The following is a 21,423-nucleotide window of genomic DNA, read 5'->3' as shown; positions in this document are numbered from 1 at the left end:
GATATTTCCATCCTCGTTATGGTATCAATAAAACTTCCGTTTCCATTTCTACATCTTTTATTTCTTTTACTTTTGAGTGAATGTCATTTATTAATGCCTGAATATCGCTGGCTTTTGCACCACCTATATTTTCAATCCAATTCCCATGGAGAGGACTGATTCTAGCTCCGCCAATTTGATATCCTTTCAAGCCTAACTCATCAATTAGTTTTCCAGGATGAGGACCTTCCGGTGGACTCTTAAATGTGCTTCCTGCAGTAGGAACATTCAAAGGGAATTTTTTCCTTCTGCGATCTGCTATTTCTTTTGTTGATTTCATAGCCCTCTCACTTGGACAATATTCTTTTTTGAAATCCACAGAAATTATGATGCTATCAGATAGTAAAAACTTACTGTTCCGAAATGCAAATTCAACTTGGTCTACAGTTTCAGTAACGATCTCCAAGTTGAGATTGAGATAAGTGACAGACAACATAACATCTTTAGTTTCTTTCCCTGCTGATCCAGCATTCATTACCACTGCTCCACCAACTGTACCAGGAATACCAGCGTAAAAATCAAATCCTCCAATTGAATTTTTGGCAAGATAAAAAGCGAGCTTAGGTAACATAAAACTACTGCCAACACTGATCCTATTATCTTTAATTTCTATTTCGTTAAACGACTTGGAAAGATTAATGACGACTCCATCAAAAAAGTCGTCGGATTTTAATATGTTTGTCCCTTTACCGATTACAACAAAAGGTAAGTTGTTTTTATTAATAATTTTTAGTGTTTCAGATAGATCATCAACGTCTTTAGGAAAAATCATATATCTGCATGCACCACCTACATTCCATGATGTATAAGGTGCTACAGGCTCGTTATCAAACACTTCACCTTGAATACTATTGAACATCGATACTCGCACCTAAATTCTTTAATTTCTCATGAATATTTTCGTATCCACGGTGGATTTGATCAATGTTAGAAATAACTGTCTCACCATCTGCGATTAGGCCTGTTAAGATACACGCAGCACCACCACGAAGGTCTGTTGCTCTGACATTTGCACCTTTTAAAGTCTTTCCACCATTTATAATTGCAGTGTTTCCAAATGCATTAATGTCTGCGTCAAATTTCTTTAATTCTTCTACGTACTGAAAGCGATCTGTAAATCTCAAATCGGCAATTGTGCTCGTTCCAGGAGCTGTTAAAGCTAATGTAGCAAAAATAGGCTGCATATCTGAATTAATACCAGGGTAAGGTGCCGTAAATAAATCGAATGTGTTTTTAATCCCTTTACCAGAAACATAAAGAGAAGATCCCCATTCAAAAACCTGAACACCTGCGTTTTGTAAGTATCTCACATCTTCTTTAATGAAAGACGCATTAAAGTTAGGGATGCATATCTCCCCACCTGTAATACCTGCAGCAACTGCATATGTGACAGCTTCGTCCCATCCAGGCATTACTGAGACTTCCACACCACCTGGTATCGTTGACTTTCCATTCACTGTTACAACTCTATTACTACATGTGACTTCAGCCCCCATTGCATTTAGAAGATCTGCTAACTGGACTACTTCTGGACGTGTATTTGCATTTAATAGTGTTGTACTTCCTTCAGCTAAAGTAGCAGCTATCATTACATTTTCTGTCCCTGAGGTCGTAGGGAGATAAAACTCAATATTATTTCCTTGTAACTTATGAGACTTGAGTTTTAAACCTGATTGATTCTCTTCTACCATTGCACCTAGTTTTTGCATTCCAAGGATATGAAGGTCATATTTCCGATCTCCTATTTTACAACCTCCTGGAAGAGGTAACTCTAATTCTTCTCCAAAAGCAGCTGATAACCCTAACAGTAATAACGAATATCTAATTTCACTTGCTCTTTTTGGGGCAATTTTTTGGTTAGGAAAATTTCCTCGCTTACACGATACAGTTGTATGATCAATTTCAATAGTTGCCCCTAATTCTTGTAAAATATCAACCAAAATATTTACATCACGTAGGATTGTCGGAACATTTTTTAGTACAGTGAATTCCTCACCAAGACATGCTGCAGCAATCATAGGTAATGCTGCATTCTTAGCTCCCGATAATTGAACTTCACCAAATAATTTATTACCACCTTTTATTATAATTTCATTTTTTTGTTTTGTTGAGACTCCCATTGAATACATATTACTTTCACCTTCTCGTTTAATTTTATTTTCATTTTGTATCAAAAGCGAATAACTTGATTAGAAATTCATATAATTATCAAAATATAACAATCATTAATATGATAGTTATATTAACATCGTTTATTTTAATTTTTTTACTATGTTAAAAAATGATTTGCTGAGTTTTTTTATAATTAAACTTTTTACTGATATTTTAATTATAATTAATAGAATTAAATTTGTTACTGTTTTCTTTTCCACCCTACTTAATCTTATAAACTCTTTTGCATTATTTAATTCGTCTGATACAAAATAGGCAGCAGCCCTTCTAGCTAAATCATTACTAAGTTTTTTACTTCTATTCATAAAAAAAGGAGCATAAATACCATGATTTTCAATTAAATCCTTTTTATTCTTAAGTTTTAATTCAATACATTGTCTAGTAACTTCATTAAAATACTTTTGAAGAATAACTTTATCTGGAGACGCACTAACCCCATCTTGTAAATTAAATCTTGTATATAAAATTTCTGGCACGATAGCGAATTTTGTTTCTAACGACATTCTTAACCAAAGGTCCCTGTCCTGAGCATATTTAAAAAATTCTCGATATCCACCGATTCGACTATAAATCACCTTCTTAAACATCACCTCACCATGAGTAAAAGGATTATTAACCTTTAAAAACTTTAATAAATCACTTTGATTGTTAGGTAGTTTGGGTTTATAAATTTCCTTTTCACTTGTAGTTCTGTTTATTTTTTCCACAAAACACCCCACAACTCCAACATCATCGTTTTTTAGTAATAAATTTAGCTGTTTTTCTATCCTATTGATATGTGAAATATCACCTGAACCATGAATTGCTATTATATCTCCTTTAGCCAAATTTAAAGCGCTAATTATAGATTTAGTAAAACCTTTATTTTTATGATGAAATACTTTTAGCCGTGGATCTTTTATTGAATTTAATACTTTTAATGTATCATCGGTCGAACCATCATCAATTGCTATAACCTCAATATTCTGATACGTTTGATTTAGAAGGCTTCTTATCGAATTAATTACCTTATCCTCACGATTAAAATATACTGTTACAATTGAAACTAACATTATAATCCCCTTATCATCTTTTTTTCCGTACATAAAATTATTACTTTAAATTACCTCGACTTATTATGTGATTTTTTAGATAAACCTGAAAAGTTCGAGGCCACTCAAAATGTGAAAATCTTTATTTTTTTTATCAATTTTCAAAACGGTTAATAAAAGAGACATTTGAAATGACCGTAGAAAGGGTGGCTATGACGGATGAGGAGACATATAAGACCATATAGGGCAAAGTCGAAACGATTTGTAGCCTTATTCTCGGTAAGCGAGTTTGCACATTTTTCATCAACCTCTATTCAAATAATCTTATATTTAATGCTCCATTATCTAAATTAAAGTACTTCTTCACTGATTCCGAAGGTTCCTGTTAGCCTTTTATGTCTTGATAATTTGATAACTTCAATACTATTATATTGTTGATCCCTAACTTTTTTTGATTATTATCAACATATCTGCCCATTAAAAATAAACATTATTTCCAGTAGATAATGCAAGCGACTAAAATCCAGAATTCATATATATATATTATGTCGTTTGTAATTGCAAAAATTAGTACACCAATCAGAGGAAAGAAAAACGGACTCAAAATTTCAAAAAATCTTCCAACAGTTCTTTTGATAAGATATATAATATATGTTACCATTGATAAAAAACCAATAATCCCCATTTCGTATAAGTATCTTAAATAACTGTTATGTACAGCTTCAGTTATTCCATATTCGGAAAACATGTGAAAATTATTCCCTCCAACACCTAATACAACATGAATTATTGAATTAGTATATAGATACCATCCATTTATCCATAAATCATATCTACCGCTACCACGAGTGAAGCCATCTACTAACCTCTCTAAGAATTGAGTATAAAATATAGTTTGTAAAAACTCTGGTCCTAGTACATAGAAAACTAATATTACAATCAACATAGTTGTTACAATATATAATAGGTTTTTAATGGTATATTTATTTTGACTTATATTTGAAATTAAATATAAGAAAAAAATTGCTACTAATGCAATCAATGCACCTCTAGAAAAAGTTAGTATTAAATCTGAAGAAACAACTAAAATTATCATTAAATAAAATTTATTTAACTTAATTTGATTTAATTTTGATAATCCTAAGATTATACCAACAGTTAACACATGTGTAAGAGCATAATAGTTTGGATTTTCATATAATCCTACACCTCTTGGTATATTATAGGATCTGAATACTCTAATAAAGTCTGTATCAATGCCAACTGACAAATATAAAAAGTGAGATATTAATGTAAAAAGTGATATAAAAAAACCAGAGAAAATCAAAATTTTACAAAACAAAACAATTTTTTTATTATCAACAAACAGAAATTTAAATACTAATATTGTTAATAAACCAATAACAAAATATTTCATAAACTCTATATTTAATTGTTGAAATCTAGTATAAGAAAGTTGAACCAAAAGTAAAGCCAAAATAATAAAAATAAAAGTCAATGTAGGAACTTCTCTATATTTAATATATAATAATTCCTCTGATCTTTTAAAGACTCCATTAACAATTAATACACTTAATAAAATTACCATTATATATGTTGATGATAGAAGGAAAAATGTTTTATCAAATGTAGTAACTGCTGTAATTATAATTAGAACGTTTATTAATACAAATTTATTATTATTTATAATCATATTAATTAACTCATTCCCAACAGTGTGTTGATTTCTTATTTAAAATTTCCAATATAAAATCGTTCTTAAATTTACAACTAAATATCTCTATCCACTTATAAATTTCAAAAAATTGGTAACGGTCACTTTATCAATTCTAAATACTTTTGACTAGATAACTCTGCTATAGTATCCCAATCATATAGTCTAGATAAAGTTATAGCATTTTTCCCTTTATCTTGTAATGTATCTATATTATTTAATAGTTTTTTAAATTCTAGTGTGATACTTTCTACGCTTATTTCTGCTATCCAACCAGCATCTGATTCTTTAATTTCTTTTGCCATGTTAGTACCGTCTGTTACTAAGCAAGGTAGTCCATACGATAATGCCTCTATAAGCCCCATAGGATGACCTTCAAAACGTGATGTCATAATAAAAAAGTCAGCTTCCAACAGAATTTTTTCTTTTTCTCCATCAAATACAGCATCATGTATTGAAATTAATTCTTCTAAATTATTCTCCTTTAGTTTTGAATTTAAACCATCTTTGGAATTGTACCTGTCTGGACCATATAAATTAATTACACAATTTGATCGTAGTAATTCCACACGAAGTTTCGAACATGCATCAATTAACAGATCTAATCCCTTTTGATACGTATCTATTCTACCAATAAATACACCTATAAGTTTTTCTGATTTATTTACTTGTTTAACATTTTTTTTAGTATCTACTCCATTTGGGATAATAAAGGCCTTTTTATTCCAGCTAGAACCAGAGTTAATGTACTCATCTTGAGTTAAATATTGTATTGCTTTTGCTTTTCGAATAAATTTATTAAAAAACAAGCTATTTCCAATTATTTTTTTTAATTTTTTTTTGTTCCTAGCTTGAACAGTTAAAGCACTTCTAGGAATTATTATATAAGGTAATTTCCTTTTCCATATCTCAAAAATTAACTTACAAAACGGGTATTCATAGACCCCTTCAAATATTACCAAATCAGGTTTGTTAAAGGGGGGGGGGAGTTTTGAGATTTTTAATTCTGGATAATCATTAAGATTATAACAATTACTTTTTTCTAGCCATTCATTTTTTAGTACGTAATTTAAATTATACCAAAATACATTGTCATATCTCGATTGTGCCCCAATTTGGTTAGGAACGCTTTGATTAGGCCCTTGCCATTTATGTCCAGCAAGCTTTGAAATGTATAATATATTCATTATTTCTCACCTTTTCATTATGTCTTCCGTAAATAATTACTAGATATCCATTTTAACATCCACATTGGAGATAAGAACATAACCATTTGTCCTAATACAACATACAAAAGATCAATCACATTACAGTGACCTCTTTTCCATATAGTAAACTGTGCCTTAATATAGCTAATACAATACGACCAACTTTTTCGCCTTTTGAAATTATCTTCATTTGATCTAAATAACAATAATGATTCATTAATGTTAGAAGCTTTACAACCCTTATTTATCATTCTAGAAAATAAGTCTAGATCCTGTTTCCTTCTCAGTTTTCCATAACCTCCGCATTGTATTACATCCGTTTTTTTGAACATTACAGTTGGGTGATTAAATGGACTTCGTCTCTTTATAAATTTTTCAATATCTTCTTGTTTTGTTGGAACAACCCGAGAAGAAACTATATTTGATGGCTCATCATAAAATTCATCAATATTTGTTCCAACTATACTGACACCTCTATCTGATTCAAAAACCTTAACTTGTTTTTCACATCTATTAGGTAAAGATATATCATCACTATCCATCCTTGCTACTAATTCATTTCTACATTCTATTAATCCTTTATCTAAGGCTTTCCCTAATCCAACATTCTTTTCAAGTGGGATGATGTTAAATTGGTCTGGGTATTGAGTTTTATAATTGTCTATTACATAATCTAAATCATCTGATAGTCTACCATCCTTAACTATAACAATTTCATTTGGTTTTAAGGATTGATTAATCATGCTTTCTATGCTTGTTCTTAAAAATTCTGGCTTTTCATTTTTATAAACAGACATTAAAACACTGTATTTTTTATACGTCATAATGCTTCCAACTCTCTGTGGCTTCAACTGTTTCTTTAAATTCTTTGACATGATATTTTTCTTTATATTCACTCATTTTCTTCTCATAAACTAAACTGCCAAAAACCTTATTAATAACATTAACTTTACTACTCATCACTTTTATAAAAGGGTTAAATATTTTAGTTACCTTTATATTTTTATTGTGTACCCTCTTTATTTGAATCACTAAATCAGTAGTCTTTATATACTCACTATTTTGTGGAAAAAACAAACCACTTTCATCATTTTTAATCATCAATCGTATAAACTCACATAAATTATCGATATGAATCATACTTCGTTCATTGTCTATATCTGGAAATATAGGTAATGTTTTTGCTGACTTTGCCAGTTTTTGATAATTTCCTTTTGATCCTTTACCATAAATCATTGGTAGTCTAATAATAACTATATTAAACTCATCACTTTGTAAATGATTAATTCCATCTTCTGCTTGTAATTTGCTTCTACCATAAAAATTACTTGGTCGAGGATAAGTGTTCCTTGTAATAACTCTTTTCTCATTAATAGAACTACTATCTCCATATACAATGATACTGCTCAAAAAAATAAATTGTTTAACACCGGCTGCTTTTGCTTTTTTAGCTAATTTCACCGTTAAATCTCTATTTATTTTATAATACAAATTTTCCATTTTAGGATCAGAAGAAACATGTGCAATCCCAGCTACATGTAATATACAATCATAGGTTGAAAAATCATGTTCCTTCCACGAATCATCACGAACGGAAATTTTTTCAATCGAATAATTACTACTATAATTTCTTTCTATATACTTTTTAAAGCTATTACCGATATAACTGTTCTTTCCGGTTATAAGAATTTTCTTCATCTTATACAGTCTCCTTGCTTTTAACTGAATCTGTAGATGCTTTAGTTCCAGTTCCACCTTCTACTATTCCGTCTCTTTTTACAACATTTATAATTGTTCCAAAAAAACATTTCATATCCATCATTATGCCAATTCTATTAACATATTCCCCATCAAGCTTTGCCTTGACTTCAATAGGAAGTTCATCTCTACCATTGATTTGTGCCCATCCGGTTAATCCAGGAGGGATATCATTAGCTCCGAAGTTATCACGTTCGGCTATTAAATCATACTGATTCCACAATGCTGGTCTTGGCCCGATAATACTCATATGCCCTAGAAAAATATTCCAAATTTGTGGAAGTTCATCTAATGATGTCTTTCGAAGAAATTTACCTACTTTCGTAATGTATTGATCAGGATTCCCTAATAAATGGGTTGGCGTATCTTTCGGTGTATCAATTCTCATTGTTCGAAATTTCAATATATGAAAGTGAGTCTTTTTAATACCAACTCTCTTTTGTTTAAATAATACCGGTCCCTTTGTGTCTAATTTAATTACAATAATTAATATTATAAATATTGGAGTAAGAACAACCATGCCAATAAAAGATAACACAATATCTATCATTCTCTTTATTTTTAAATACATTCCCAAAAGCACTCCTTAGTTCATAGTTTAATGTGTCTTAAGCATCTAGCCTCACATTACTAACTAACAGTCTATTAACTAAAATTAAATTTGTCCCTACTTCACCACACTTAACTTCCTCAACCTATCCACTCTAAAATGAGCTATATCCAACACTTGCTCTCTTAACCTATCGATATGCGAATCATGAAACTCATTGATTAAATCATGAATCACTTCTACATTAACTTGCGGCGTCTTCCCTCGATAAATCATATGTTAGTTTGTTAGCCCTTAGTTTTTAGTTGGTTAGGAAAACATCTTGATCTTCGATCTATCAAAACCGAAGGTTTTGTGCCCCTCCTAACAACTAACCACTATCCAACTAAATCCTCTACTTTACAACTGTCAACTTCCTCAATCTCTCAACCCTAAAATGAGCTATATCCATTTAGTTAGTTAGCCCTTAGTGTTTAGTTGGTTAGGAAAACATCTTGATCTTCGATCTATCAAAACCGAAGGTTTTGAGCTTATTCATCCTAACCTCTAACCAACTAATCCCTACCCAACTTATTCACCAATCCATTAATCATTTTCCCAACCTCATCAGCGATCCCTAAACTATTACTATAACTTTTTTCATCAATATAATTTAAATCCTTCGCTAACAACAGTTGGTACTTCACTTCCTCTAACGAACCTCTAGCTATTAATAAGAATCTCTTATATTCAACTCTAGATCCTCTAGCCTTACCTTCTACTATATTACTCGGAATTGATACAACAGCTCTTCTAATCTGAGAGGTCAAACCATACTGTTCTTCTCTCGGAAAGCCTTTGGTTAACGCATATACATTCAATACCAACTCATGTGACCTCTGCCAAACAATAAGCTTACTAGTATCATTATACATAATAAAGCTCCTTTGTTGGTTAGCTTTTAGTTTTTAGTTGGTTAGGAAGATCAATATCTAAGATCTATCAAAACACAAAAACCGAAGGTTTTGAAGCCACCCCAACCAACTAATCACTAACCATCTAACCAACTACTTCACCACCGTCAACCTCTTCAAACTCTCCACCCTAAAGTGGGCAATATCAAGGACATTCTCTCGCAACCTATCATTTGCTACATCTTCAAAATGTCTTATTAGTTCAAAGATAACCTCCACATTCACCGGTGGTGTCTTCCCTCTATATATCATCGGATAAATCTGCTCGTCATGCACTTCATCTTTTCCAAGGAGCTCCTCAAACATCTTCTCTCCAGGTCTAATTCCTGAATACTTAATCTCAATCTCGTCTTCCGTAAATCCAGATAATCGAATTAAGTTTCTCGCAAGATCTACAATCTTCACCGGTTCTCCCATATCAAGGACAAACACTTCTCCACCTTTAGCTATAGCCCCAGCTTGGATAACTAGCCTAGATGCTTCTGGTATTGTCATAAAATACCGAACCATATCTGGATGCGTAACGGTAACAGGTCCACCTGCCGCAATTTGCTTTTTGAATAGTGGGATAACGCTTCCTCTGCTTCCAAGAACATTTCCGAATCGAACTGCAACAAACTTTGTATCACTTACTAGGTCCATATGCTGCACGATCATTTCAGCAATTCGTTTCGTTGCTCCCATGACACTCGTTGGGTTTACTGCTTTATCTGTAGAAACCATGACAAAGGTTTTTACCCCTGCTTCGTCTGCAGCTTCTGCCACGTTTTTCGTTCCGATCACATTGTTTTTCACTGCCTCATGTGGGTTCCGTTCCATAAGGGGAACGTGCTTATGTGCTGCTGCGTGATAGACTACATCTGGTTCATGATATTTCATGACCGATTTCATTCTATCTTCGTCCTGTACATCGGCAATCTCTGTTACTACTACCACATGGGCAAAAGCGTTTTTCAGTTCCATATCTATGGCGTAGATACTATTTTCCCCATGACCAAGGAGGACAATTTTTTCTGGGTTAAATCCACAAACTTGACGACATACCTCTGAGCCGATAGAACCTCCAGCACCAGTAACGAGGACTGTTTTACCTGTAAGTTTATCTGTAATCGCTTCTGTATCTAGCTCCACAGGATCACGTCCTAGTAAATCCTCTACTTGTACGTCTCTCATTTCACTTACAGACACCTTCCCTGACATAATGTCTTCTACCGAAGGTAAGATTTGTGTTTTTATTTTTGTATCTGTCGTTTCTTTAAAAATATGATTGATTTGCGACTTTTTAAAGGAAGGCATAGCGATAATGATATGCTCAATGCTCTTTTCATCCACAATACTTTTAATATCCTTCGTCTGTCCTAAAACTGGACAACCCATGATTTCTAAGTTTTGCTTTGTGTTATCATCATCAATAAAGGCCACAGGATATAATTCTGATTTTTCACTGTTTAATAGCTGTCTCGCCACCATGGATCCAGCTGCACCAGCACCAATTATCAATGTTCTTTTCTTCCCTTTATTCGACGCCATAATGAAATCACGATACATCCTCCACGAAAATCTAGATGCCCCAATGAATAATATATGTAACATCCATGTTATTACTAATGTTCTCGTATATACTGTTTGAAACAAAATTAATTGAATAAGGGCAACAGATACAATGGATAACGTAACTCCAATAAAGATAGACAGTAATTCTTGAATGCTAGCATACTGCCAAACCCGTTTATATAATTTAAAAAAGTGAGCAAAGACGTGATGACTAACAAACAATACGATAGAACTAACGATAAGTGCAGTAGGTAACGTTGTACTAGTAGACCCAATTAGCCAGTATCCGATAAAGATAGAACATAAAACAATGACAGAATCTACTAACATTAATAATGATAAACGCAATCGATAACTCACTTAATCTCCTCCTTTCATAATAAGAAAAACTCCTTATGTATCCCCTTTTAGCATTTCTTTTCTTTTATTCATATGTAACATCAGTTCTCTTTCAATCTCCACCAACTTCTCCAAGGAATTCACATCTTGATGAATGTATCTAATTGTCTTTTTAATTGACTTAGGCATCTTATCAAATACTTTCAAGCTGTAACTCCTCCTTTTATGAACCTCTTACCTATGAGTCATCCCCATCTATTGGCATACTATCTTCCACTTGATAAAAATCCAATAACCGTCCTTCGATCATAGTCAACATCTGTTTTGCTTCCACTTCCGAATTGTCCCCATACAGTTGAATTTCTTTCATTAATCTTTTCAACTCCTCAACCCCCACACTTTTCAACCCCTATCAATCTATTAGAATTTCGAATTCATTTAGTTATAAATTGTATACACACGTATTCAACGCATAACTAAACAAATTCCACTTAAATAAAGACAATACATTTCTCAAAATACCCATTATAAATGTACTTTCAGGCAAATCTATTGTGCATAAATAGAACAAATGTTATAATTTTGTCGAACGATGTCGCTACTAGTCGTTTGATGTTTTGAGCAGGAGTCAGATAGAAGGAATTGGCATTACCACCAATAACCCACTTCCAACCTCCCACTTCTAACATCTAAACAAAAGGCATCTAACCTCTCCTCACGCCGCACCACTGGTAACAAACACCTAAGGAGGATACCTCCCACAGCAAAGCCGAGTGCCTCCGTTGATAAAGGTGAGGAGACATTACCATAAAACAAAATAAACCTATATAACGAACGTTCGCATTCCGTTGATTAAAATATTCCAAACAATTTCTTACGTCGTTTTATTGTGGATGGTTGTTCTACCATTACATGATTATTCTCTAACACTAATTCTGCATTTTCTGAATAAAAATAAACCATAGCTTCCCCGTATTCCTGGTGTATTGTGTCATAGGCTGCTTTTAAATGAAAAGTACGGTTAGTTGTATTGTGTGCGTCAGATGCTAGAAAATGAGATAGGTTTGCTTCAATTATTTCTTCTGTGAAACTTTTAATTTTTTTACCGAAACCTCCAATAACGCTTCCTGCTGTAATTTGGGTTAAAGCACCGTTTTTCACGAATTCATACAGCTTTTCTGGTCGTTCCATTAATTCACTATTTCTTTCAGGATGGACAATAATCGGGGTTAGTCCTGATAACTGAATGTCATAAAAGAGATCCTTCGTATATTTTGGAACGTGGTTTGACGGAAATTCTATAAACAGATAATTACTATTAGCTAGAGTAGCAATCTTACCAGCCTCATAATCTTGTAAGACTTCACCGTATAACCGGCACTCTTGTCCTACTAGTACATTCACATCTATATTATTCTTCTTTAATAATTTATTTACTTCATTTACACGAGTCTCGATAGTAGCTTTATTGTTTTCATAACGTCCATTTTTATGATGGGGAGTGGCCACAATCGTTGTGATGCCTTCCTCCACTGCAACAGTAGCCATATTCAATGTATCCTCTACTGATTGGGAACCATCATCAACGTTCGGTAATATATGACAATGAAGATCAATCATATTATCCCACTTCCTTAATAAGTTTTGTAGAATAGTATCGAATTCAGTAGATACTATTATACTATGAAATTGATAAAAAAAGGGAATTATTTGTTATATTTTGGAGAAAAATACAATTATTTTTCTCCGTAGTAGTAATAGTATTGGGAATCCTTCATCTTTTGATCATTTAATACTGCCCCTAAAATGGTAGCATCAACCTTCTTTAATGATTCTACCGCTTTCTTCGCAGCATCCTCTTCTGTCTTGCCACTACGAACCACAAGGATAACGCCGTCCGTAAGCTTAGATAGAATTTGTGGATCTGTAACTGCATTTACTGGTGGTGCATCAAACAAAATATAGTCATAAACCATTTCTAGTTCTTTTACGAGATCTCTCATAGCCTTTGATCCTAATAATTCACTAGGGTTAGGAGGTAGCGGACCAGAAGTTAACACTTCTAAATATGGCACCATTGTTTCTTTCACGGCATCATCAAAGGACGATTGACGTGTTAACACGTTCGTCAATCCTGTTTGATTTGGTAATTGAAAGGTGAAATGTGCTGTTGGCTTTCTTAAGTCCCCATCTATGATTAGGACTCTTTTTTGCTGTTGTGCCAAGACTGTACCCAGATTGGCAATGGTCGTTGATTTCCCTTCACCAGGTGTAGAGGAGGTAACCATCATTGTTCGAATTTTTTTATCGACTCCTGCAAATTGAATATTCGTTCGTAACGTACGAAATTGCTCTGCTATTGGAGATTTTTGATCAAAGTGAGCTACTAAGCTCCTTTGCTTATCGGATAGTTTTGAGTTTCTATTTCTACGCGCCAATGTTTTCACGTCCTGTTCTAGCTCGTTTCGTAACGGTTAGTTTTTTTAATTCCACATTCTTATCATCTATTGTAGAGATAGCCCCAAGTACAGGAATACCTAATGCTTTCTCTAGTTGATCCTCTGATTTTAATGTATTATCTAGGAATTCTAGTAAGAACGCTAAACCTACTCCTGCCATTAAGCCTACTACTAGTGCAATTGCTATATTTAATGGTGGATTCGGACTTACTGGTGATGGATTATCTGACAATACAGCAGATGAAAGAATAGAAACGTCGTTCATATTTACATTCATAATGTTTACAATTTCCCGTTGGAATACAGATGCCACTGTATTTGCGATTTGAACAGCCATTGCTGGATTTTCATCTTGCACTCGAATGTAAATGACTTGGGAATTCCCTTCACTTCCAACTGTAATTTGATTTCCTAAACTTCCAGAGCCTCTATTAAGTCCAAGCTCCTCTCTTACTGGTTCTAATATAGCTGGGGACTTGATAATAACATTGTATGTATTTATAAGTTCTAAATTCGTACGAATGTCACCTTGTGTATATGCTTGTCCCTCTTCCTTTGACTGGTTAACGAGTACCTGTGTCGAAGATTGGTACATTGGTGTTAAATAAAAATAAGATATGATAGCAGCAGCAGCTACAGCAACAACTGTTAATAGTATAATTAACCCTAAACGTTTCTTAATCGTTTGAAATATTTCTTTTAAGCTAATCGTCTCTTCCATTGTTTCCTCCTAATAAAGCTAGTAAGCTATTATGTTGTTAAAACATGTGACAAATTATTACATTTTTCCTTAGATAGTCGAATTAAACTATATAACATGCTAACTGATTTTGTAGATATTGTAAATAGACTATCGGAAAATGTAACATTAAAAAAATAACCTTATTTCATTCCAATTTTAAACTTCCAATATTTGAATAAATGAACCAAATTTATTTTCAGATTATACTCTGTATATTACACCCATACCCCTACTAATTCAATATAAAATCCGAATGTTACTTTATTCCATAGAAGGAAATGTACTATTTTTTACGAACAATCCCCTAGAAGACTGGTATATTATTGATTTACATTTCTTACATAAATTAACTATAGAGAATGCAACAAATTGCAAAATTTATATTTGCTACATTTTTCTATTAAAGATGAAAACGAATCATACCATGTCTAATAGTAGGGTGAGTATTACCCAAAGGTATAATATTTAATGAAATTTGCATAATCATGGTAGATACTATTAACATTTACACGAAAGAGCACCTCCTACTGCAGGTTTTGTCATTAAATATACTCCCTTACTAATTCACACCAAGGACATACATCTACATTATTTGGAAAAGCTACAAAAATTTTATTGCTACATTGGCTTTAACTTACTATACTATACATATGATTTTTAATATTATTTCATAGGAGAAATGTAAACATGAAAAAAGCCTTAATTATTGCTGGAATTTCTGTCCTTACTGTCATTTTAGCAATCGGTGGATACGGGTATTATATGTACAAAAACGTAGAATCAACGGTAAACAGCATGCATCAAACAATCGATCGACAAAAATCTGAGAAGCGTCCAATTGAAGTAGATTTCCAAGAAAAAGACCCACTATCATTCTTACTACTGGGAATTGATGCTAGATCCTCAGACAGTGGTCGTACAGATACCATTATGGTCATTACCGTTAACCCTGAAGATAAATCAATGAAGCAGCTTAGCATCCCTCGGGACACGTACACAGAAATCGTAGGACGTGGCTTCCAAGATAAGATCAATCATGCATATGCTTTCGGTGGTCCAGAAATGACAATTAATACAGTGGAGAATTTCTTAAACATTCCAATCGACTATTTCGTTTCTGTAAATATGGAAGGATTTAAGGAAATCGTAGATGCTGTTGGTGGAGTAACAGTTGATAACGCCTTTGCCTTTAGACAAAGTGGCTACAATTTTGATGAAGGTGAAATTAACTTAGACGGTGATCAAGCACTCGCCTACTCACGTATGAGAAAGCAAGATAGTCGTGGGGACTTCGGTCGTAACGATCGCCAGCGTCAAGTCGTTAACGCTATTATTGAAGAGGGTGCACAAATTTCGAGCATCACGCGAACTGGTCCAATCCTCCAATCGCTAGGAAACAACGTAACGACTAACCTTACCTTCGATGAAATGATCAGTGTTATGTCTAATTACAGCGAAGCTCGCCGATCTGTAGACACTCTTTCCCTCTCAGGATCAGGAGGATTTATTGATCGTATCTGGTATTACTTTATTGATGAAAACGAACGATTACGAGTATCGGAAGAATTACGGGATCATCTGAATTTAGATGATGACGATGAAGGATCGTTAGTAAAAGCAGACGATTAAGTATTAATTAATTGATCTTTTTTAATGAAACGAAAGTGCTACGTTTCCTAATAGTGTTAGGAGACTAGCACTTTTTTAATTGGACAATTGTCTGGATGGGAGGTTATGTTTCCTGATCATTTATATCTATTTTTTTAGGGAATTAAATCCATTTTTAATCGAGTTTCTTCTATTATATATGTCGTTGATATATCACCCTTCTTTGTAAGCGTTTAACCACCTATCAATTATGTGGATTTTTAGCCCTTCTTGTGTCTATGTAACGATTTGTGATTTCTATGATACCATCCATCTTATATGAGCAGAAATTTGCCTTCTATGAGCTGGTCTGTATGTTCTATGAGCTATAAAGTCTCCTCCCTATGAGCTGCAATTCCCCCTACACCACCCCAACCTCCTCATAGGACTTTTATACCCTGTTTTGAAAGCGGTTGCTAATGCTTTTGGCATAGCTTAAAATGATACTAAGATGTCGAATTTGCAAGCAAAAGGTCGTTATTTAGTATCACACGACTGTCTAATTGTCTTTAACTTAAGATTACTAGATTTCTAGTAGTCTGAACGTTCAAAATAGTGGAATTCATTACCTCATGACTAGTCTTCATCAGTACATTCCACCATATTATACACCCTTCTAACTAGAAGGAATCACAAACACATATAACAGGAGGTAATTCAATGTCAGAAATGAATTTTCGTCAACAAAGTTTTCATAACAAAAACAAGTATATGCTTTTCCTTCTAGCTTTCCTTGCTGTAGCGAGTATTCCTGCTACCATTATAGCTGAAGGTGGTAGCAACTGGATTAGTACAGCCATTATCTTTGTTATTTTAGGTTTAGTTTTCTTTTTACATAAAACAAAAAAGTTAATTACCCTTATTCCATATATCGTGTTCATGGGAGTAATTGGATCCTTATCCATGCTAATTTTAGGTGAAGGAAGTCTGTTAGAAGTATTCTTTTACTTGCTAGTACTTTCTGCTTTTTACTTAGACAAAACATTTTATTTCATCAATGCTGGAATCACAACTGCCATAGTTGCAGTATACGCATTTGTTTTAAATAATTTTGTATTTGAAGAATTAATTGGTTTTGCATTTGTTTATGCCTTTGTTTTTGTTATTCTTCTCCTTATGATCTTTATTGCTGATCGCATGACGAAAAATATGCAAGCGATGCAACAACAAATGGCAACAACGTTAACAACCGAAAAAAGCGAACGAGAGCATCTCGAAAAAAATGGAGCTGCCATTTCAGCTGATTTAAATACAATTCAAAAGCTATCAGAAGAAAATGTTACCTCATTCGATGAAATGAGCACTGCCGTACAAGAGGTTGCTTCTGGTACACAGTCTCAGTCAGAATCCGTCAATGTGATCTTAGATGCTGTTGAAAGAACGAATTCACAAGTACAAGTGATGCTACAGCAAGTAGACGAACTAAAGGAGTATTCTCGTAGTGCTGATGAAAACTCCTCTACTGGATCAGAGTATGTTGGTAAGCTCGAAGAGCAGGTTACGCATTTCCAACAGCTTATTCAATCTATGTCTAACGATATGAATTCACTAAGTGAAACAATCAAGCAATCTGTTGAATCATTGACTTCCATTCAAGACATTACAGCACAAACGAACCTATTAGCATTGAATGCATCCATTGAAGCAGCTCGAGCAGGAGAGCACGGTCGCGGTTTTTCCGTGGTAGCCTCTGAAATTCGTAAGCTTGCAGAAATGACAGAAAATACAGCAGTTGAAATATCTGAAAATCTCGTAAACATTGATGAAACAAATCAACAAACACAGAATCTTATGTCAACAATTGCAAATGAAATGACAACAAATATTGACCTAACACAAAAAACAAGAGAATCCTTTAATTATATTGATGAAGCCATTGACTCTCTTTCATCTAAAGTTGATAGCTTCGTAGGTGTAGCAAATGAAATTGGCGCCGATACAACAGGTATCGAAAAGTCTGTAAACGAGTTCGCTGCTGTTCTTCAACAGTCAACAGCATCCTTACAGCAAATCTCGTCTAGCGTAGAAGAACAAATGAAAAGCAACGTTTCTCTTAACGAAACAATCCAAAAGACATATACAGCTCTAGAACAAATGGCAGCATCCAAAAACAAGTCCGAAGAAACGGAATAACATATCCGTACCGAGGACAAGCTAAAAGCAAGACAACCTTACTCATTATCCATTCACCATCGCAGGTGAAAATTAGATACCCCTTTAAAACCAGATTCTCCACCACCACAGGAGAGTCTGGTTTTTTCATTTGCCAAGCCTCCTCGATCGTTCCACTCCCTGCGGTGTCTCGTCTAGCTCGTTCTTCCGCAGGAGTCTCGTGGGTTTCCACTCATTCCAATTAGATAAAATTTAATTTTCATCCTCCATGGTACAAATTGTTTCTTACGCTAATCCCTCCGTATACTAAAAGTCTTAGGAAAAAATAACTAGTAATTGTATTCAAAATAAGGTAAAATTTGAATAATTATTCCATCGTTGTACAATTCATACTATTTTTAGTTTGTAAGATTAGTAAAGCAAAACGGATTTGCACCTATGGAAAGTGCCCTTTTTCAGAAGAGCTTAAAAAAGCTTTAAATAATACTATTTGTGAGGTTAGAATGAAGTATACAGGGAGAATTACCATTACAACATTTGTAATAGCTATATCATTTTTTTGGAACTTGGCTTTAAATCTACTTACTCCTACTCAGATTATATTTACCTTTCTTTATGCACTATTTGCATGGGGCTTAGGAAAACAATATGACAAGGCTGTATACTATAAACAGGAATTAGAAGAAAACAATAAAAAGCTAAATGATATTATCAATACCGTACACTTATATTTATGGTCAGTAAATACGAAAACAGGTGATTCGTGGAATTTATCAGGTCTAGAAAAGATTTATGGTTATTCACCAAAGACCATCAAATCAAACCAAAACTTGTGGAAGGAACGGATTCACCCTGAAGATAAAGAGAATGTAGAATTGCTGGAACAAGCAATAATCAATGGAAATCCTATACAACTTCAATACCGTATTATTCGCTTGGATGGGGAAATCCGCTGGGTATCTCAGCATTGTTTTCCTGTATACGGACCAAATGGCCAATATATTCGTGCAGATGGCTTCGTCCATGATATTACGGATCAAAAGATGCTGGAGATTGAACTTAAGGAAACAAAAGAAGAATATCAGCAAATCATCGAAAGCATTGATGTATGTTTATACAAAACAGATGAGAAATTAAACAATACTTATGGATCAAATAATGTGGAAAGAATTTTCGGAATTTCACAAAGGGAATTTGTTGAAACGCCAACCATTATGCAACGAATCATTCATCCTGAAGATGTGGAAAAAGTTCAGTTCCACTTCACGGAGCTGTTAAAGGGACAAACCGTTCGTATGGATTACCGGATTATCCGTCCAAAAACGAATGACACAAGATGGATTGAGGATCGTTGCAGCCCTATTTTTGATGATGAATCCCGAATTACTGGCTTCCACGGGGTGGTCATCGACATAACTAGTCGTAAGCTTGTAGAAGAACAAGTAAAATACATGGCCTATTATGATAACCTAACAGGGCTCCCAAATAGAGAAATGTTTAATATTTACTTACAGAAGGCATTAGCTAGATGCCAACGACACGATCAAAAGCTAGCCATTATGTTCATCGACTTAGATCGCTTTAAATTTATTAATGATACGATGGGTCATAACATTGGAGATAAACTCCTAAATCTTGTGGGAGAAAGACTTACAAACAGTATCCGAGAAGAAGATATTGTTGCCCGTCAAAGTGGAGATGAATTCCTCATTCTGACGGAAGAAACGGACAGACCAGAGCTTAGGACCATTGCGGAACGAATACTAAATAATTTCAATGAACCTTTTACCTTGGACGAGGAGGAAGTCTATATCTCTCCTAGTATCGGCATTAGTATCTTCCCAGATGATGGAGTAGATAAAGAGACCCTTACTATTAATGCAGATACTGCCATGTACTTAGCGAAAAAACGCGGGAAAAATAACTACCAATTTTTTGTACACGAAGATAAAAATATTTTGACAAGAAAAACAAAAATAGAAAGAGGCTTAAAAATAGCCTTAAACAAAAACCAATTTACGTTAGTGTACCAGCCGAAGCTCAACATGCTTACAAAAAACATATACGGTGTGGAAGCATTAATACGGTGGAATCATCCTGAATTAGGACAAGTGTCCCCGGCGGAATTTATCCCAATCGCTGAAGAAACGGGAATGATCATCCCCATTGGACAGTGGGTTCTTGAGGAAGCATGCAGACAAAATAAGCAGTGGCAACAGGACGGAATATGGATTAAGGTAGCCGTCAACGTATCTGTCATTCAGTTTGACGACGATCGTTTTATTGAAAAAGTCAGAGGTGCACTAACTGCAAGTGAGCTAGATCCTCACTATTTAGGACTAGAAATAACAGAAAGCGTCATGCAAAACATCCAAAAGTCTTCCTCCATTATTAAGGAGCTAAAGGATGTCGGTGTGAAGGTCTCTATCGACGACTTCGGAACAGGCTACTCATCACTAGGTATCCTAAACAACCTACCTATTGATCTAGTAAAAATCGATAAATCCTTCATCAAAGACGTGATCACAAACTCGAACACTGCATCATTAGTAAAGACGATGATCGAAATGGGCAAGAACCTCGACTTCCACATCATCGCAGAAGGAGTCGAAACCGAACAACAAGCCAACTTCCTCATCGAAAGCGGCTGTAAACTCGCCCAAGGCTACTATTACCACCCACCCCTAAAACCAGAACTCGTGGGGACGGTTCTCATGAGTTGAAAATCATAGGGACGGTTCTCGTGAGTCGAAATGCAAAAGCACCTCCCAGAAATATCACCTATTTCTGGGAGGTGCTGCAACATTACCTAAAATTACTTTCAATTTATAGCAAACTATCTTTTCTTCACTTTTTGATTATCTAAATACTTCTTAAATTCTTCCTTCGTTACATCGGATTCCATCGCTTGCTTCACTAATTGCACCCATTCCTTAGGTAGCCGTTTTTCATCCATATTCATGATCCTCCTTCTAGTTATTTTTAACATGGGCCTATTTAAATAACATAGTTGAATTTAGACCGATCTCTTTCATACAGATACAAAAAATTAAATTTTTACCATCTATCACACAAATTTGTCACTACTAGTAAGTACCCTTTCTAATAAATACCCTTTATTATATTTTTTAAACTTATTAGTGGG

General features: G+C 34.1%; 19 protein-coding genes. 3 read left to right on the top strand and 16 right to left on the bottom strand.

What is annotated here, in order from left to right; all coding sequences use genetic code 11:
- Positions 1 to 16 precede the first annotated feature (16 nt).
- The 15 genes from murB to QA612_RS17675 all read right to left on the bottom strand — a co-directional run bounded on the left by murB (position 17) and on the right by QA612_RS17675 (position 14,498).
- A complete protein-coding gene (murB, locus tag QA612_RS17745; RefSeq protein WP_278285162.1) occupies positions 17 to 898 on the bottom strand; it encodes a UDP-N-acetylmuramate dehydrogenase in 882 nt (293 codons plus the stop codon).
- Positions 888 to 2,168, bottom strand: coding sequence for a UDP-N-acetylglucosamine 1-carboxyvinyltransferase (locus QA612_RS17740; RefSeq protein WP_278285161.1), 1,281 nt, complete (start codon positions 2,166 to 2,168; stop codon positions 888 to 890). Before QA612_RS17740 ends, murB begins: the two co-directional genes overlap by 11 nt.
- Positions 2,169 to 2,291: 123 nt before the next feature.
- On the bottom strand, positions 2,292 to 3,263 hold the full coding sequence (locus tag QA612_RS17735; RefSeq protein WP_278285160.1) for a glycosyltransferase: 972 nt from the start codon (positions 3,261 to 3,263) through the stop codon (positions 2,292 to 2,294).
- Positions 3,264 to 3,732: 469 nt separating this feature from the next.
- Complete coding sequence (locus QA612_RS17730; protein ID WP_278285159.1) at positions 3,733 to 4,935, bottom strand: O-antigen ligase family protein; 1,203 nt, start codon at positions 4,933 to 4,935, stop codon at positions 3,733 to 3,735.
- A gap of 122 nt (positions 4,936 to 5,057) precedes the next feature.
- Positions 5,058 to 6,143, bottom strand: a complete 1,086-nt coding sequence (locus tag QA612_RS17725; RefSeq protein WP_278285158.1) for a glycosyltransferase — start codon at positions 6,141 to 6,143, stop codon at positions 5,058 to 5,060.
- 17 nt (positions 6,144 to 6,160) lie between these two features.
- Complete coding sequence (locus QA612_RS17720; RefSeq protein WP_278285157.1) at positions 6,161 to 6,988, bottom strand: glycosyltransferase; 828 nt, start codon at positions 6,986 to 6,988, stop codon at positions 6,161 to 6,163.
- Positions 6,978 to 7,862 carry an NAD-dependent epimerase/dehydratase family protein gene (locus QA612_RS17715; RefSeq protein WP_278285156.1) on the bottom strand — a complete coding sequence of 295 codons (885 nt, stop codon included), beginning with the start codon at positions 7,860 to 7,862 and terminating at the stop codon, positions 6,978 to 6,980. Before QA612_RS17715 ends, QA612_RS17720 begins: the two co-directional genes overlap by 11 nt.
- Position 7,863: 1 nt before the next feature.
- On the bottom strand, positions 7,864 to 8,493 hold the full coding sequence (locus QA612_RS17710) for a sugar transferase (RefSeq protein WP_278285155.1): 630 nt from the start codon (positions 8,491 to 8,493) through the stop codon (positions 7,864 to 7,866).
- A 533-nt stretch (positions 8,494 to 9,026) separates the two neighbouring features.
- Positions 9,027 to 9,386 carry a four helix bundle protein gene (locus QA612_RS17705; protein ID WP_278285154.1) on the bottom strand — a complete coding sequence of 120 codons (360 nt, stop codon included), beginning with the start codon at positions 9,384 to 9,386 and terminating at the stop codon, positions 9,027 to 9,029.
- A gap of 132 nt (positions 9,387 to 9,518) precedes the next feature.
- Positions 9,519 to 11,339, bottom strand: coding sequence for a polysaccharide biosynthesis protein (locus QA612_RS17700; RefSeq protein WP_278285153.1), 1,821 nt, complete (start codon positions 11,337 to 11,339; stop codon positions 9,519 to 9,521).
- A gap of 33 nt (positions 11,340 to 11,372) precedes the next feature.
- The gene (locus tag QA612_RS17695) at positions 11,373 to 11,525 is read right to left on the bottom strand and encodes a LytR family transcriptional regulator (protein WP_278285152.1); all 153 of its coding nucleotides are present in this window, start codon (positions 11,523 to 11,525) and stop codon (positions 11,373 to 11,375) included.
- A 31-nt stretch (positions 11,526 to 11,556) separates the two neighbouring features.
- A complete protein-coding gene (locus QA612_RS17690) occupies positions 11,557 to 11,700 on the bottom strand; it encodes a hypothetical protein (RefSeq protein WP_278285151.1) in 144 nt (47 codons plus the stop codon).
- A gap of 470 nt (positions 11,701 to 12,170) precedes the next feature.
- Positions 12,171 to 12,938, bottom strand: a complete 768-nt coding sequence (locus QA612_RS17685; RefSeq protein ID WP_278285150.1) for a tyrosine-protein phosphatase — start codon at positions 12,936 to 12,938, stop codon at positions 12,171 to 12,173.
- A gap of 116 nt (positions 12,939 to 13,054) precedes the next feature.
- Positions 13,055 to 13,765, bottom strand: coding sequence for a CpsD/CapB family tyrosine-protein kinase (locus QA612_RS17680; RefSeq protein WP_347568882.1), 711 nt, complete (start codon positions 13,763 to 13,765; stop codon positions 13,055 to 13,057).
- The gene (locus QA612_RS17675; RefSeq protein ID WP_278285148.1) at positions 13,746 to 14,498 is read right to left on the bottom strand and encodes a YveK family protein; all 753 of its coding nucleotides are present in this window, start codon (positions 14,496 to 14,498) and stop codon (positions 13,746 to 13,748) included. Before QA612_RS17675 ends, QA612_RS17680 begins: the two co-directional genes overlap by 20 nt.
- A gap of 708 nt (positions 14,499 to 15,206) precedes the next feature.
- On the opposite strand from QA612_RS17675, the gene QA612_RS17670 reads away from it, so the two are divergent.
- From QA612_RS17670 to QA612_RS17660, 3 genes are all read left to right on the top strand, one after another.
- A complete protein-coding gene (locus QA612_RS17670) occupies positions 15,207 to 16,148 on the top strand; it encodes an LCP family glycopolymer transferase (RefSeq protein ID WP_278285147.1) in 942 nt (313 codons plus the stop codon).
- Between the two features lie 678 nt (positions 16,149 to 16,826).
- A complete protein-coding gene (locus tag QA612_RS17665) occupies positions 16,827 to 18,299 on the top strand; it encodes a methyl-accepting chemotaxis protein (protein ID WP_278285146.1) in 1,473 nt (490 codons plus the stop codon).
- A 482-nt stretch (positions 18,300 to 18,781) separates the two neighbouring features.
- Positions 18,782 to 21,001 (top strand): bifunctional diguanylate cyclase/phosphodiesterase, encoded by a 2,220-nt coding sequence (locus QA612_RS17660; protein ID WP_278285145.1) that lies wholly within the window; start codon positions 18,782 to 18,784, stop codon positions 20,999 to 21,001.
- A gap of 113 nt (positions 21,002 to 21,114) precedes the next feature.
- Here the strand turns inward: QA612_RS17660 and QA612_RS17655 are convergent, their stop codons facing one another.
- Entirely contained in the window at positions 21,115 to 21,234 is a 120-nt protein-coding gene (locus tag QA612_RS17655; protein WP_278285144.1) for an anti-repressor SinI family protein, read from the bottom strand.
- Between the last annotated feature and the right edge of the window lie 189 nt (positions 21,235 to 21,423).

Origin of the sequence: Evansella sp. AB-P1 (genome assembly GCF_029688925.1) — a bacterium.
Lineage (GTDB): Bacteria > Bacillota > Bacilli > Bacillales > Salisediminibacteriaceae > Evansella.
The sequence above is the reverse complement of the archived record's forward strand: the minus strand, read 5'-3'. Positions and strand labels throughout refer to the sequence as shown.